Genomic DNA, 15,051 nt, shown 5'->3' on the forward strand with positions numbered 1-15,051 from the left:
AGGGTGCTCAGCAGCCGGTGAGCTCGACTCGCCAGCTGCTCGTCTTCTGCCAGGCCAGCACTTCCTCACGCAGCAGGTGCGCCGACTGCGGGTAGGCCTCGGCCCAGTCGGGGTCGCACACGATCGTGAACGCCCGTGCGCCCAGCGCCGCAACGTGCAGCGCTTGCGGGTCAGGGTCGCGGCGCGCATGGCAAAGAATGAGCGCCAGGCGCAGCGCGAGCAGCTGCATCACGAAGGTCTCGTCGTCCAGCGCCGCCTCGAGCTTGCGCAGCTTGCCGCGTTGGCCCAGCACCAGCTGGCCGAGCGCATGCATTTCATTGACGGCAAAGCCCGGCGCGTCGGTGTTGTCCAGGATGTAGGCGCCGTGCTTGTGATAGTCGCTGTGCGAAATCTGTGTGCCAATTTCATGCAACTGCGCTGCCCAACCCAGCTTGCGCAATGCGCGGCCGGCGCGGTTGGCCGTGCTGCCGCCGCGCGCGGCGGGCGCGAGCTGCACGAACAGCGAGGCGGCCGTGTCGCCGACCCGCTTGGCCTGCGCCGTGTCAACCGCGAAACGATTGGCCAGCCGTGCGACCGTGGCGGTGCGCATGTCGGCCACGCTGTCGTCGCGTTCCAGCAGTTCATACAGCACGCCATGGCGCAGCGCACCCTGGGCGACCTTCATTTCCTCGATGCCGAGCAGCTCGAACACCGCGCGCAGCACGCTCACGCCGCCGCCGATGACCGCCTTGCGGTCCTCGCGCATGCCGTCGATGCGCAGCTTGTCGGCGCTGCCGGCCTTCAGCAGCCGGTCGAGCAGCCAGTCGAGGCCTTCGCGGGTGACCATGCCGGGTTCGGCGCCGGACGCGGCCAGCACGTCGCCCACAGCGCCGATGGTGCCGGAGGCGCCGTACGCCACGTCCCACTGGTCGCGGGTGTAGCTCGCGAGCGCGTCGTCCAGCACGGCCTTGGCGGCCACCTCGGCGGCGCGGAAGGCGGCGGGGGTGAACTGGCCTTCGCTGAAATGCTTCATCGACCAGGCGACGCTGCCCACGCGGTACGACTCCATGCGGTCGGCCACCAATGCCTGGCCGATGATCATTTCGGTGGAACGCCCGCCAATGTCGATCACCAGCCGGCGTTCGGTGTCGGATGCATCGGTGTGCGGCAGCATGTGCGCCACGCCCTGGTAGATCAGTCGGGCTTCTTCCCGGCCCGGGATCACGTCGATGCCAAAGCCCAGGATGGTGCGCGCGCGCAACAAAAACTCTTCGCGGTTGCGCGCTTCGCGCAGTGTTTGCGTGGCCACGGCGCGCACCTGCGACCGCTTGAAGCCTGCCAGCCGTTCGCCGAAGCGGGCGAGGGCGTCCCAGCCGCGCTGCATGGCTTCGGGGGTCAGGTTGCGTGCGCTGTCCAGGCCGTTGCCCTGGCGCACGGTTTCCTTGAGGTATTCAGTGCGATGGATCTGGCCGTGGTCGACCTGACCGATTTCGAGGCGAAAGCTGTTGGAGCCGAGATCGACTGCTGCGAGGCGGGTGCCGTTTTGCATGGAGTTCCGAGAAGAAGCGGGATGTCTTTGTTGTGTTTGATCGTAGCGCCGGGACGGACCTTGATGGGCTCAGTCCGTGCGCGCCGCCTCCCGATTCGCACCGCTGCGAGGCTCGCAAGGCTAGGCGCGGCGCATGACGGTTATGTGACAGCGTCACATGCACCAGCGCGGAAAGAAAGGCATTTTCCCTCGACAGAGGGGGTGTCACACCGATGTCACACAAGCTTTTTAGAGTCCGTCCCAAGCCCGAAAGGGACTACTTCTTACTTCTAAAGGAAGCTTCATGAAAACGACGTTCAAATTTGCAACCGCCGGCCTGTTGGCCGCGATGTTCACCATTCCCGCTTTCGCACAAGACGTGACCGGCGCTGGCGCCAGCTTCCCGGCACCGCTGTATGCCAAGTGGGCTTCCGATTTCAACAAGGCCACCGGCGTCAAGATCAACTACCAATCGGTGGGTTCGGGTGCCGGCCTGAAGCAGATCGAAGCCAAGACCGTCGATTTCGGCGCTTCCGACGCTCCCCTGAAGGACGAAGAACTGCAAGCCAAGGGCCTGATGCAGTTCCCCACCGTCATCGGCGGCGTGATTCCCGTGGTCAACATCCAGGGCATCAAGCCGGGCGAGCTGAAGCTCAACGGCCAGGTGCTGGGCGACATCTACCTGGGCAAGATCACCAAGTGGAACGACCCCGCCATCAAGGCACTGAACGGTTCGCTGGCCCTGCCTGACGCCGCCATTGCCCCGGTTCGCCGCGCCGACGGTTCGGGCACCAGCTTTCTGTTCACCAACTACCTGAGCAAGGTCAACCCCGAGTGGAAGACCAAGGTCGGCGAAGGCACGGCCGTGAACTGGCCCACCGGCGCGGGTGGCAAGGGCAATGAAGGCGTCGCCGCTTTCGTGAACCGCCTGCCCAACTCGATCGGCTACGTCGAGTACGCCTACGTCAAGCAGAACAAGATGACCTACGCCCAGCTGCAGAACGCCGCCGGCACGTTCGTCTCGCCCGACGACACCGCCTTCAAGGCCGCTGCCGCCGGTGCCGACTGGAACAAGAGCTTCTACCAGGTGCTGACCAACCAGGCCGACAAGGGCGCATGGCCCATCACCGGCGCCACCTTCATCCTGCTGCACAAGGTGCAGGACAAGCCGGCCAATGCCACCACCGTGCTGAAGTTCTTCGACTGGGCCTACAAGAGCGGCGACAAGACGGCTGACGACCTCGACTACGTGCCGATGCCTGACGCCGTGAAGGCCACCATCGCCAAGTCCTGGGGTGATGTGAAGGACGCGTCGGGCAAGGCCGTCGCGTTCAAGTAAATCCAACCATCAGTCCAGACCGGCGCGCCCATGAGCAACTCCTCGCTCAAGGACGCGCCGCTTTCGTCTTTGCCGGAGCGACCTGTGTCATCCACCTTCCCTGCTGCTGCCACCTCCCTCGACCTCGCGGCCGAGCGCGGTCGTGCCGCCACCTCTCCGCCGCCTGCAAAGGCGCCCCGCTCCGGCCCCATGGCCGACCGCCTGTTCGGTTGGGCCGCCAAGGGCGCAGCGCTGCTGACGCTGGCGATGCTCATCGGCATCCTGCTGTCGCTCATCGTCGGTGCCTGGCCTGCCATTTCCAAGTACGGCCTCAGCTTTCTCACCAACAGCACGTGGGACCCTGTGAAGGAGGAGTACGGCGGCCTGGTCATGATCTACGGCACGCTGGCCACCTCGTTCATCGCACTGGTGATCGCCGTGCCGGTGAGCTTCGGCATTGCGCTCTTTCTTACCGAACTTTCGCCCAACTGGCTCAAGCGCCCGTTGGGTACGGCCATTGAACTGCTGGCGGCCGTGCCGTCCATCGTCTATGGCATGTGGGGCCTGCTGGTGTTCGGCCCGATCCTCTCCAGCTGGGTGCAGCAGCCGCTGCAAAAGCTGCTGGGCGGCATTCCGTACCTTGGCGCGCTGGTCTCAGGCCCGCCGGTGGGCATCGGCATTCTGTCGGCCGGCATCATCCTGGCGATCATGATCATTCCGTTCATCGCCTCGGTGATGCGCGACGTGTTCGAGGTGACGCCGCCGCTGCTGAAGGAGTCGGCCTACGGTTTGGGCTCGACCACCTGGGAAGTCGTTTCCAAGGTGGTGCTGCCTTACACCAAAGCTGGCGTGGTCGGCGGCATCATGCTCGGCCTGGGCCGGGCGCTGGGTGAAACGATGGCGGTCACGTTCGTGATCGGCAACATGAACCAGCTCAACTCGCTGTCGGTGTTCGAGGCTGCCAACAGCATCACCTCGGCACTGGCCAATGAATTCGCCGAAGCCGGCGCCGGCCTGCACCAGGCCGCGCTGATGTACCTCGGCCTCGTCTTGTTCTTCATCACCTTCGTGGTGCTGTCGCTCTCGAAGATGCTGTTGGCCCAGATGAAGAAGAGCGAAGGAACCAAGTCATGAGCACGGCTCAAAACCTGATGGCCGCGCAAGCGCTGGCCGAAACCCGCCAGGCCCGGTTCGCCTCGCGCAACCGCGTGAACAAGATCGCGCTGGCGCTGTCCCTGGCTGCCATGGCCTTCGGCGTGTTCTGGCTGGTGTGGATCCTGTGGGAAACGCTGCGCCAGGGCATCGGCGGCCTCGCGCTTGCCACCTTCACTGAAATGACGCCGCCGCCGAACGAGGAGGGCGGCATCGCCAACGCGATCTTCGGTTCTTTCGTGATGGTGGGCATGGCCACCTTCGTGGGCACGCCCATCGGCATCATGGCCGGCATCTACCTGGCCGAATACAACCCCAAGGGCTGGCTCGCTTCGGTCACGCGCTTCGTCAACGACATTCTGTTGTCGGCGCCGTCGATCGTCATCGGCCTGTTCGTCTACGCGGTGGTGGTGGCCTACTTCAAGTCGTTCTCTGGCCTTGCCGGTGCGCTGGCGCTCGCGCTGATCGTGATTCCGGTGGTCATTCGCACCACCGAGAACATGCTGCAGCTGGTGCCGCCGGGCCTGCGCGAAGCGGCCTACGCACTGGGTGCGCCGAAGTGGAAGGTCATTCTGAGCATCACGCTGCGGGCTGCGCGCGCCGGTGTGGTCACGGGCATTCTGCTGGCCGTGGCACGCATTGCGGGCGAAACCGCGCCGCTGCTGTTCACTGCGCTGAACAACCAGTTCTGGACCGCCGACGTGAGCCAGCCGATGGCCAGCCTGCCGGTGACGATCTTCAAGTTTGCAATGAGCCCGTACGAGAACTGGCAACAGCTGGCATGGGCCGGCGTGTTCCTGATCACCGTGGCCGTGCTGGCACTCAACATCCTGGCGCGTGTGCTGACGCGCAACAAACACTAATTCAACAAGGCGCCAACATGCCAACCACCGTTGCACCCCAACCCTCGCGCTCGAAGCTCTCGGTCAAGGACCTGAACTTCTACTACGGCAAATTCCACGCGCTCAAGGGCATCAACCTCGAGATTCCCGAGAACAAGGTCACCGCCTTCATCGGCCCGTCGGGCTGCGGCAAGTCGACCCTGCTGCGCACCTTCAACCGCATGTTCGAGCTGTACCCGGAGCAGCGCGCCGAAGGCACGATTGCCCTGGACGGCGAGAACCTGCTCACGTCCAAGCAGGACGTGGCGTTGATCCGCGCCAAGATCGGCATGGTCTTTCAGAAGCCCACGCCGTTTCCCATGTCGATCTACGACAACATCGCCTTCGGCGTGAAGCTGTTCGAGAGCCTCTCGGCCAGCGACATGGACGACCGCGTCGAATGGGCCCTGAAGAAGGCCGCGCTGTGGACCGAAGTGCGCGACAAGCTGCAGCAAAGCGGCTCCGGCCTGTCCGGCGGCCAGCAGCAGCGCCTGTGCATTGCACGCGGCATTGCCATCAAGCCCGAAGTGCTGCTGCTCGACGAGCCCTGCTCGGCCCTGGACCCGATCTCCACCGCGAAGATCGAAGAGCTGATTGCCGAGCTGAAGAACGAATACACGGTGGTGATCGTCACGCATAACATGCAGCAGGCCGCGCGCTGCAGCGACTACACCGCCTACATGTACCTGGGTGATCTGATCGAGTTCGGTGCGACGGAACAGATGTTCTTCAAGCCGCAGCGCAAGGAGACCGAGGACTACATCACCGGCCGCTTCGGTTGAAGTCAAAGGAGACAACATGACCGAGAAACACCTTTCCAGCCAGTTCGACAGCGAACTCAATGGCGTCTCGTCGCGCGTGATGGAGCTCGGCGGCATGGTCGAGTCGCAGATCCACACCGCGGTGTACGCGCTGCTGCAGTTCGACGCCGACGCCGCCGACCGCGTGATGGAGACCGAGCACCGCGTCAATGCGATGGAAATCGACATCGACCGCGAGCTGTCTTCCATCATTGCGCGCCGCCAGCCCACCGCGCGCGACCTGCGCCTGCTGATTGCCATCAGCAAGACCACCGCCAACCTGGAGCGTGTGGGCGACGAGGCCAACAAGATCGCGCGCATGGTCAAGTCGATCATCGAGAGCGGTTCGGCCCGCCAGCTGCCCACCACCGAGCTGCGCATTGCCGCCGACCTGGCCTCGGGCCTGCTGCGCACCGCGCTGGACGCCTTTGCGCGCCTGGACACGGCCGCCGCGCTGTCGATCCTGAAGGACGACGACCTGATCGACAAGGAGTTCGACGGCTTCGTGCGCAAGCTGGTCACCTACATGATGGAAGACCCGCGCACCATCTCCGCCAGCCTGGACCTGCTGTTCCTGGCCAAGGCGATCGAACGCATCGGCGACCACGCGAAGAACATCGCCGAGTTCATCATCTACATCGTCAAGGGTGCCGATGTGCGGCACACTTCGATGCAGGAAATCGAGTCCGCGCTGCAGTGACAACGGCGGCAAGACTCCCATAAAAGCATGAAGAAACCCCGAGTCCTGATCGTCGAAGACGAGTCCTCGATCGCCGAGCTGATCGCCGTCAACCTGCGCCACAACGGCTTCGAGCCGATCTGGTCGGAAGACGGCGCGGCAGCCCAGCGCGAGATCGACGCGTTTTTGCCCGACCTGATCCTGCTCGACTGGATGCTGCCGGGCCAGAGCGGCCTGCAGCTGGCGCGCCAGTGGCGCAAGGACGCGCGCACCAAGGCCATCCCCATCCTGATGCTGACCGCGCGCGGCGACGAGCCCGACAAGGTGGCCGGCCTGGACGCCGGTGCCGACGACTACATCACCAAGCCTTTTTCGACCCAGGAAATGCTGGCCCGCATCCGTGCGGTGCTGCGTCGCCGGGCGCCGGAGGTGGTGACCGAGCGCGTGGAAATCGGCGAGCTCGCACTCGACACCTCCACGCACCGCGTCACCTGGCAGGGCGGTGCGCTGAAGGTCGGGCCGACCGAGTTCAAGCTGCTGGCCTACCTGATGCAGCACGCCGAGCGCGTGCACAGCCGCGCGCAGTTGCTCGACAAGGTGTGGGGCGACCACGTCTACATCGAGGAGCGCACGGTCGACGTGCACGTCAAACGCCTGCGCGAATCGCTGGGTGCCGCCGCGCCAATGGTGGAAACCGTTCGCGGTGCGGGCTATCGCCTGACGGCCCAAGTCACGGTTTGAGTGCCGTGCTGACGGCGCCGCTTGCTGGCGGGCGCGGATAATCGCCCGCCATGCCTTTTCGCATTGCTACATTTTTAATAGCGTCTCTCGCAATTGCGACGGGCGTTGTTGCTGCTTTCGGCTGGAAGTTCGGCTGGCTGGGTGCCTGGCTGGGCGCCGTGCTCTGGCTGGTGCTGGACGCCTGGCGCGCCGAGCGCCTGCTGCAGGTGTTGCGCAACGACGCGGCCGGCCTGCCGACGCGCGGTCCAGGCGTGTGGGGTGAGCTGTCGGAGCGCATCCGCAAGCTGCTGCGCGAGCGCGAGCAGCAGACCCGTCAGGCCGAAGAGCGGCTGCAGGAGTTTCTGGCGGCCATTCAGGCATCGCCCAACGGCGTGGTGCTGCTCGACGAGCAGGGCCGCATCGAGTGGTGCAACCAGACGGCGGCCAGCCAGTTCGGCATCGACGCGGAGCGTGACCTGGCGCAGCACCTGGCCAACCTGGTGCGCGACCCGGCCTTCGTGGCCTACCTGGCCTCATGGAACTACAGCCGCGACGTGGTCATCGACGCCCCCGGCATGGGCCACCACGCACACCAGCGCGGCCATGCGGTGCGCCTGTCGGTGCAGGTGCATCCCTACGCGGGCAACCGCCGCATGCTGCTCACGCGCGACATCACCGCGCTGGAGCAGGCCGAGGCGATGCGGCGCGATTTCGTGGCCAACGTGTCGCATGAAATTCGCACCCCGCTGACCGTGCTGGCCGGTTTTGTCGAGACGCTGCAGAACCTGCCGCTCGACGCGGACGAGCGCATGCGCTACCTGCAGCTGATGGGGCAGCAGTCGCACCGCATGGAAACGCTGGTGAACGACCTGCTGACGCTGTCGCGGCTCGAAGGCAGCGCGGCGCCTTCGGGCAACCAGTGGATTCGAATTCGCGCGCTGCTTGCGCATTGCGAGGACGAGGGGCGCGGGCTTTCGAAACGGCTGGCGCCGCTGGGGCACAAGCTGTCTTTCACCATCGATGCGCAGTCGGAGGTGTCGGGCGCGCCGACCGAGCTGCAAAGCGCCATGTCGAACCTGCTGACCAACGCCATCCGCTACACACCGGGCGGCGGCGAGGTGGCTGTGAGCTGGCGCGTGCTGCCCGACGGGCGCGGCGAATACGCGGTGAAGGACACGGGCCCCGGCATTGCCGCGGAGCACATACCGCGGCTGACCGAGCGCTTCTATCGCATCGACCGCAGCCGTTCGCGTGAAACGGGTGGCACGGGCCTGGGGCTTGCGATCGTCAAGCACATTGCGCAGCGGCATGGCGCCGAGCTGCGCATCGAAAGCACGGTGGGCAAGGGCTCGCGCTTCGCGCTGCTGTTCCCCGCGGCCCGCGTGCGTGAAGCGCGCGTGCTGGCGAAGTAAGCCGCCCGCAAGAAAGCAGAAGAAGGCTCAGGGCGAGCGCTTGCGCATCGTCCAGTGCAGCAGGGCGCCGAACAGCACCGCCGCGACCGCGAGCGCGCCGGCGCTCATGAGCCAGAACGCCAGCGGCGACTGCATGGCCGGCCATGGCCCCAGGCCGCGGTAGGCCAGCAGGTAGCTGCCGCCCAGGCCCACGCCCCACAGCATCGTGCAGTAGATGACCAGCGGCGCCAGCGTCACGCGGTAGCAGCGCAGCACGAACACGCACAGGGTCTGCAACGCATCCGCAAGGTGATAGACGGCCACCACCAGCAGCAGCGTGGCCGCCAGCGCAATTACCGCAGGGTTGTCGGAGTACACGTTGGCCAGCTGAAAGCGCAGCGTGAGCATGGCGGTCGCGAACAGCAGGGCACACAGCACGGTCAGCTCGAACCCCAGGCGGCAGGCATGGCGGGCCTTGGCGGCGTCGCGCGCACCGAGCCAGAAGCTCACGCGGGCGCTGGTGGCAATGGCCAGCGACAGCGGCACCATGTACGCGACCGCCAGCAGGTTGGCCGCAATCTGGTGCGCCGCCGCGGCAGCGGTGCCAAGGCGGGCGATGAACAGCGCCATCAAAGTGAACGAGGTCACTTCGACCAGCACCGCAAGTCCGCCGGGCACGCCCAGCCGCGCGAACTGGTAGATCGCGCGCCAGTCGGGCGGCTCGATGCGTTGCCACAGCCGGTAGCCGCGGTAGAACGGGCTGCTGCGCAGCAGCCACACGGCGCAGGCGAGCATGGCCCAGTTGACGCACAGCGTGGCCCAGCCGCAGCCCACGAGGCCCATGGCGGGCAGGCCCGCACCGCCGAAGGTGAACCACACGGACAGCGGCAACTTCACCAGCAGCGAACCCAGTTGCAGCCAGGTGACGAGTTGGGGCTTGCCCAGGCTCTGGTTCAGCGTGCTGAACAGGCGGAACAGCAGCGCCGGCGCCAGGCCGAAGGCCAGCACCACCAGGTAGGCCTCGACCTCGCCGCGCATCTCGGGCGGCACCTGCGTCAGCCGCAGCACCGCACCGGGCGACAGCAACACCGCCATGCCGATCACGATGGCAATGCCGGCAAGGTAAAGAGACTGTCGTACCGATCGGCCCACTTCGCTGCCGCGCCCGCCACCGTGCAGCTCGGCCCAGATCGGCAGCATCGCCTGCAGCACGCCCATCAGCGAGACGTACACGCTCACGAAGACGGCCGCGCCCACCGACAACGCGGCCAGTGCGTTTTCCGAATAGCGGCCCGCGATGATGGTGTCGGTCACGCCGAAGGCCATCACGGCCAGCTGGCCGACCAGCACCGTGCCGGCGTGCCGCGCGATCAGGCCCCGTTCGCCGCTCACTGCGGCGGGATCTTCTGGTACAGCAGGAGGTCGTCCGCCGCGCTGCTCGGGCGGCGCAACGTCCCGGCAAAGCGCCATTGATCGAACGGAATGATGGTGTGCAGCCGCTCGATGGTCTCGGGGCTGGCCAGCAGCCAGGGGCAGGTGTTGTCGAGCAGCAGCGGCTTCACGTCGAGCTGGCCGTGATGGCGCAGCGCTGCAATGTGCGCGCGGCTGAGCGCCAGTTCGGCCACGCAGCTGCTTCGCCCGACGCGCTCGACCACCGCATCGACCTGCGGCACGTAGCTGCGGGCGTAGTCGATGGGGGGCAGCCAGAGCGTCATGAGCAGCATCCAGCACAGCGCGGTACCGCCGGCGGGCAGCACCAGCGTCTTCCAGAGCGCCGCGCGGTGGCGCCCGGTGCGCCAGCGCACCAGCCAGCACCAAGCGATGGTTGCGGCCACCGCCAGCACGACGGCAATGGGCGAGAACTCGGGCACGAAGCCGGGCACCAGTCGCGCGACGCTGGCGGCCGGCTTGGGCGGCACGCCGGTCTGCATGGCGATCCAGTAGACCCAGCCCATCACGGCCAGGCCGCTGAAGAACAGCACGTTGAACCAGTCGATCAGCGCCGCCGCGCTGCGCCGGAAGGTGGGCAGCGCGAAGGCGGCGAGCGTGGCAAACGCGGGCAGCGACAGCAGCAGGGAACGGTCCGAGAAGTCGGTGCTCCAGGTGGCGGCCAGCGGCACCGCCGCGAACCAGAAAGGCAGGGCCACATGGCGCGCCGTGAGCTGGCGGCGCCAGCGCCACAGCGTCCAGAGGGCGAGCGGCCAGACCGGCCAGGTGAACCACAGCAGCAGTTTGGCCTGGCTGCGCACGTCACCCAGCAGCGAGCCGCCGGTCATGGTGATCTTCCACTGCTGCAGCTTCAGGCTGAACACCAGCACTGCGGCCAGCACGGTGACGGCCACCATCGTGAGCAGGGCGCCGCGCGTGTAGCCGGGGCCGGTGTCTTCGTCGTAAGGGGCTTCGGCCTGGGCGAGCGCGGTGCGCCGGCGCTCGTAGGCGATGTACAGCGCGCTGCCGATGGCCAGCGCCAGCCCCACTGTGGGTGCGCCACTCAGCGTGATGCCCAGCGTGCCGACCACCAGGGCCGTTACCGGGCCGGCGCGGCGGTAAGGCAGGGCGGCAACGCCGTAGAACAGGTGCGAGGCAAAGAACAGCTGCGCCAGCGCGGGCGTGGTTTCATGGCCAAGCTGGGCCAGGCCCAGGCAGGCGATCAGCGCGAGCACGCCGCCGTCGGCAATGGCACGCGCGTAGTCGGTCGGCCGGGCCTCCCCGCCAAAGGCGAACGCCACGGGCTGGGCGCGCGCAGTGCGGGCCAGGTAGTACACGGCGTACCAGGTGGCGGTGAAGGTGCCCCACAGCAGGAACGCGAAGACGATGCGCACGGCCAGGTCGGGGTTCAGCCACGACGGGGCGATCTTGATGGCCAGGGCGCCGATCCAGTACGGAATGAGCGCGGGCGTTTCGGGGCGCAGGCCCAGCAGCATCGGGTCGAACCAGCGCGCAATGCCCTCGGTGGTGCGGGCCAGCTCGGCCATGTAGCCGAAGGACGTGATGTCCGCGCTTTTCCAGGGGCCCCGGCCGACCAGGCCGGGCAGCAGGTAGGCCGCGCACAGCATGAGCAATGCGATGCGCGGCAGGCGGCGCACGGCATTCTGGGCAACGATTGCGGGGGTGGGCTGGTTCAAGTGGCGGAAAGCTGGAGTCGGAAAGAAAAAGGGCAGCGCGGTAAACCGGGCTGCCCTCGACGCGAAAGCGCGTGCCTTACTTCGAAGCAGCGCCGGTGGTCTTGCCGAAGCGGTTGCGGAACCTCTCGACGCGGCCGCCCATGTTGTCGACCGACTTTTGCGTGCCGGTGTAGAACGGGTGCGATTCGCTCGTGGTGTCGAGCTTGTACATCGGCAGTTCGCGGCCGTCTTCGGTCTTGCCCATTTCCTTCGTGTTTGCGCACGAACGGGTCACGAACTTGAAACCGTTCGACATGTCGACGAACAGAATGTCGCGGTAATTCGGGTGGATGCCTTCTTTTGCCATGGTGTTTCCTTTTGCGCTGTTGGAATCAATGCGCGGTCGATGCGAGAGCCACCAGCTTGCCAGTCAACTGGCATACCGTCCCAAGGGAATCCCGGAGGAGTCTGGGGAGGCCGGGCGACGCTGCCCAGCCGCACTTTTCGCGGAGCCCATGATTATCGCATACTGCCCCTTTTGCCAGCAAACAAGCCCTTCCAATGACTGCTACACCCTTGCGCGCCGGCCTCGTCGGCTACGGCTTTGCCGGCCAGACCTTCCATGCCCCGGTGCTTTCGGCGGTGCCGGGGTTGGTGCTGGCAGCCGTGGCCAGCTCGCAGCCGCACAAGGTGCTGGCGGACTGGCCCGGCGTGGACGTGGTGCCGAATGTGGCCGCGCTGGTGGCCCGGTCGGACATCGACCTGGTGGTGGTCGCAACGCCCAACGCGCAGCATTTTCCCGTCGCCAGGGCGGTCCTGGAGGCTGGCAAGCACGTGGTGGTGGACAAGCCGTTCACGCTCGACGTCGCCGAGGCGAGGGCGCTTGAATTGTTGGCCAAGCGCAACGATCGCGTGTTGGCCGTGTACCAGAACCGGCGTTTCGACGCCGATTTCCTCACGCTCAAAGACCTGCTGGCCAGCGGCGAACTGGGCCGCCCGGTTTACCTGGAATCGCATTTCGACCGCTTTCGGCCCGAGGTGAAGGTGCGCTGGCGTGAGCAGGCGGTGCCGGGTGCGGGCCTCTGGGTCGATCTGGGCGCCCATCTGGTCGACCAGACGGTGCAGCTTTTCGGCCGACCTGACACGCTGCAGCTCGACACCGCCGTGCTGCGCGACGGCGCAGTGGTCGAGGACTACTTTCACGCCGTGCTGCGCTACGAGCGTGGGCCGCATGCGCCGCTGCGCGTGGTGCTGCATTCGACGACGCTGGCGGCCCATGCGGCGCCGCGCTACATCGTTCACGGCACGCGCGGCAGCTACGTCAAGCACGGCACGGACACACAGGAAGACGCATTGCGCGCGGGGCAAAGACCACCGGCCGAAGGGTGGGGCGTCGACCCGCTGGACGGCGAGCTCACGCTGGTCGGCAGTGACGGGGCGTTCACCAAGCGCAGCGTTTCCACGCGCGCTGGCAACTACGTCGACTACTACGCTGCGGTGCGCGACGCGATCCTGGGCCACGGGCCCAATCCCTTGCCGCCCGAGCAGGCTGTAGCATTGATGGAGTTGCTCGACATCGGCCGCCAGAGTGCCCTCGAAGGCCGCGCCATCGCAACCGGATGCCCATGAAAAAAGCGCGTCGACCCGTGAGGGCCGACGCGCTTTTTGCGGAAGAGCGTGGTGCTCAGCCGCCGCGACGCATCATGTCGAAGAACTCGACATTGGTCTTGGTCGCCTTCATGTTCTTGAGCATCAGCTCCATCGACTCGATCTCGTCCATGTTGTACATGAGCTGACGCAGGATGCGGGTCTTCTGCAGGATCTCGGGGGCCAGCAGCAACTCTTCGCGGCGCGTGCCGCTGCGGTTGAGCTGAATCGACGGGAACACGCGCTTTTCGTACAGGCGGCGGTCCAGGTGAATTTCGGAGTTGCCGGTGCCCTTGAACTCTTCGAAGATCACTTCGTCCATGCGGCTGCCGGTGTCGATCAGCGCGGTGCCGATGATGGTCAGCGAGCCGCCTTCTTCCACGTTGCGTGCGGCGCCCAGGAAGCGCTTGGGGCGCTGCAGGGCGTTGGAGTCGACACCGCCGGTCAGCACCTTGCCCGACGAGGGCACGACGTTGTTGTAGGCGCGGGCCAGACGCGTGATCGAGTCCAGCAGGATCACCACGTCCTTCTTCAGTTCGACCAGGCGCTTGGCGCGTTCGATGACCATTTCGGCCACGTGCACGTGGCGCGCTGCGGGCTCGTCGAAGGTCGAAGCAATGACTTCGCCCTTCACCGTGCGCTGCATTTCGGTCACTTCTTCAGGGCGCTCGTCCACAAGCAGCACCATCATGTGCACGTCGGGGTAGTTGGCGCTGATGGCGTGGGCGATGTGCTGCATCATCACCGTCTTGCCGCTCTTGGGCGGCGCCACCAGCAGGGCGCGCTGGCCCTTGCCGATGGGGGCGATGATGTCGATCACGCGGCCCGTGATGTTCTCTTCGCCCTTGAGGCCGTCGCGCTCGAGCTTCATCTGTTCCTTGGGGAACAGCGGCGTCAGGTTTTCGAACATCACCTTGTGCTTGTTCTGCTCGGGCGGACCGTCGTTGACCTTGTCGAGCTTGGTCAGCGCGAAGTAGCGCTCGCCATCCTTGGGCGTGCGCACTTCGCCTTCGATCATGTCGCCGGTGTGCAGGTTGAAGCGGCGCACCTGGCTGGGCGAGATGTAAATGTCGTCCGTGCTGGCGGTGAAGCTGGTGTCGGGACTGCGCAGAAAGCCGAAGCCGTCGGGCAGGATTTCGAGCACGCCGTCGGCAAAGACCTGCTCGCCGGCCTTGGCGCGCTTCTTGATGATCGCGAACATCAGCTCCTGCTTGCGCATGCGGCCGACGTTTTCGATCTCAAGCGCTTCAGCTTGCTTGAGGACTTCAGACACGTGGAGTGCCTTGAGTTCGTTTAAGTGCATGGAATGACCCCTCGCGGGGTAATCGAACGGAAAACGGGGGGAGGTTGAATGTGAAGCGAGAACTGCTTCACTAACCGGGGAACTCGAACCGGTTGCCTGGAAGGGCCGGTGATCTGTGGGAGATTATGACAGGAAAAACGCACCGGCCAACGCATTGCGCGCTGGCCGGTTGAATTCGCTCAGGCGAGCTGCTGGTCGATGAAGGCCGTGAGTTGCGCCTTGCTCATGGCGCCGACCTTGGTGGCGGCCAGCTGGCCGTCCTTGAACAGCATCAGCGTGGGGATGCCACGAATGCCGAACTTGGCGGGAATGTCGCGGTTCTCGTCCACGTTGAGCTTGGCGATCTGCAGCTTGCCTTCGTAGGTGGCAGACACTTCGTCGAGGATCGGGGCGATCATCTTGCAAGGGCCGCACCATTCGGCCCAGTAGTCGACCAGCACGGGCTGGGTGGACTTGAGCACGTCGGCCTCGAAGGAGGAATCGGAGATGTGTTTGATGAGTTCGCTGGCCATGTGATGGGTCCTTGTGCGCAGGGAGTTTCGGTGCAGC

The 15,051-nt window shown here is 65.8% G+C and carries 14 protein-coding genes; 8 read left to right on the forward strand and 6 right to left on the reverse strand.

Going from position 1 to position 15,051, the window contains the following annotated elements; genetic code table 11:
* Positions 1 to 7: 7 nt before the first annotated feature.
* Positions 8 to 1,528 (reverse strand): exopolyphosphatase, encoded by a 1,521-nt coding sequence (locus VLK31_RS10485; RefSeq protein ID WP_409168332.1) that lies wholly within the window; start codon positions 1,526 to 1,528, stop codon positions 8 to 10.
* 283 nt (positions 1,529 to 1,811) lie between these two features.
* On the opposite strand from VLK31_RS10485, the gene pstS reads away from it, so the two are divergent.
* The 7 genes from pstS to phoR are packed head-to-tail and all read left to right on the forward strand — an operon-like array spanning position 1,812 to position 8,469.
* A complete protein-coding gene (pstS, locus tag VLK31_RS10490) occupies positions 1,812 to 2,846 on the forward strand; it encodes a phosphate ABC transporter substrate-binding protein PstS (RefSeq protein ID WP_409168333.1) in 1,035 nt (344 codons plus the stop codon).
* A 30-nt stretch (positions 2,847 to 2,876) separates the two neighbouring features.
* The gene (gene pstC / locus VLK31_RS10495) at positions 2,877 to 3,959 is read left to right on the forward strand and encodes a phosphate ABC transporter permease subunit PstC (protein ID WP_409168334.1); all 1,083 of its coding nucleotides are present in this window, start codon (positions 2,877 to 2,879) and stop codon (positions 3,957 to 3,959) included.
* Positions 3,956 to 4,840: a phosphate ABC transporter permease PstA gene (pstA, locus tag VLK31_RS10500; RefSeq protein ID WP_409168335.1), complete on the forward strand. Its 885-nt coding sequence runs from the start codon at positions 3,956 to 3,958 to the stop codon at positions 4,838 to 4,840. Before pstC ends, pstA begins: the two co-directional genes overlap by 4 nt.
* Before the next feature lie 17 nt (positions 4,841 to 4,857).
* Entirely contained in the window at positions 4,858 to 5,640 is a 783-nt protein-coding gene (gene pstB / locus VLK31_RS10505; RefSeq protein WP_409168336.1) for a phosphate ABC transporter ATP-binding protein PstB, read from the forward strand.
* A gap of 16 nt (positions 5,641 to 5,656) precedes the next feature.
* Positions 5,657 to 6,358: a phosphate signaling complex protein PhoU gene (gene phoU / locus VLK31_RS10510; protein ID WP_409168337.1), complete on the forward strand. Its 702-nt coding sequence runs from the start codon at positions 5,657 to 5,659 to the stop codon at positions 6,356 to 6,358.
* A 27-nt stretch (positions 6,359 to 6,385) separates the two neighbouring features.
* Positions 6,386 to 7,078, forward strand: a complete 693-nt coding sequence (gene phoB, locus VLK31_RS10515) for a phosphate regulon transcriptional regulator PhoB (RefSeq protein ID WP_409168338.1) — start codon at positions 6,386 to 6,388, stop codon at positions 7,076 to 7,078.
* A 50-nt stretch (positions 7,079 to 7,128) separates the two neighbouring features.
* On the forward strand, positions 7,129 to 8,469 hold the full coding sequence (gene phoR, locus VLK31_RS10520) for a phosphate regulon sensor histidine kinase PhoR (protein ID WP_409168339.1): 1,341 nt from the start codon (positions 7,129 to 7,131) through the stop codon (positions 8,467 to 8,469).
* 27 nt (positions 8,470 to 8,496) lie between these two features.
* On the opposite strand, the gene VLK31_RS10525 is transcribed toward phoR, so the two are convergent.
* The 3 genes from VLK31_RS10525 to VLK31_RS10535 form a co-directional block, all read right to left on the reverse strand.
* Complete coding sequence (locus tag VLK31_RS10525) at positions 8,497 to 9,840, reverse strand: MATE family efflux transporter (protein WP_409168340.1); 1,344 nt, start codon at positions 9,838 to 9,840, stop codon at positions 8,497 to 8,499.
* Positions 9,837 to 11,573, reverse strand: a complete 1,737-nt coding sequence (locus VLK31_RS10530; protein ID WP_409168341.1) for a hypothetical protein — start codon at positions 11,571 to 11,573, stop codon at positions 9,837 to 9,839. Before VLK31_RS10530 ends, VLK31_RS10525 begins: the two co-directional genes overlap by 4 nt.
* Positions 11,574 to 11,649: 76 nt before the next feature.
* Positions 11,650 to 11,919 carry a type B 50S ribosomal protein L31 gene (locus VLK31_RS10535; RefSeq protein ID WP_409168342.1) on the reverse strand — a complete coding sequence of 90 codons (270 nt, stop codon included), beginning with the start codon at positions 11,917 to 11,919 and terminating at the stop codon, positions 11,650 to 11,652.
* A 194-nt stretch (positions 11,920 to 12,113) separates the two neighbouring features.
* Between VLK31_RS10535 and VLK31_RS10540 the strand changes: the two genes are divergently transcribed.
* Positions 12,114 to 13,181 carry an oxidoreductase gene (locus tag VLK31_RS10540; protein WP_409168343.1) on the forward strand — a complete coding sequence of 356 codons (1,068 nt, stop codon included), beginning with the start codon at positions 12,114 to 12,116 and terminating at the stop codon, positions 13,179 to 13,181.
* Positions 13,182 to 13,236: 55 nt separating this feature from the next.
* Here the strand turns inward: VLK31_RS10540 and rho are convergent, their stop codons facing one another.
* Both rho and trxA read right to left on the reverse strand, forming a co-directional pair.
* On the reverse strand, positions 13,237 to 14,502 hold the full coding sequence (gene rho, locus VLK31_RS10545) for a transcription termination factor Rho (RefSeq protein WP_409168344.1): 1,266 nt from the start codon (positions 14,500 to 14,502) through the stop codon (positions 13,237 to 13,239).
* Between the two features lie 179 nt (positions 14,503 to 14,681).
* Complete coding sequence (trxA, locus tag VLK31_RS10550) at positions 14,682 to 15,014, reverse strand: thioredoxin TrxA (RefSeq protein ID WP_081266260.1); 333 nt, start codon at positions 15,012 to 15,014, stop codon at positions 14,682 to 14,684.
* Positions 15,015 to 15,051: the final 37 nt, after the last annotated feature.

It is taken from the genome of Variovorax sp. H27-G14, assembly GCF_046156345.1.
Classification (GTDB): Bacteria; Pseudomonadota; Gammaproteobacteria; order Burkholderiales; family Burkholderiaceae_C; genus Variovorax.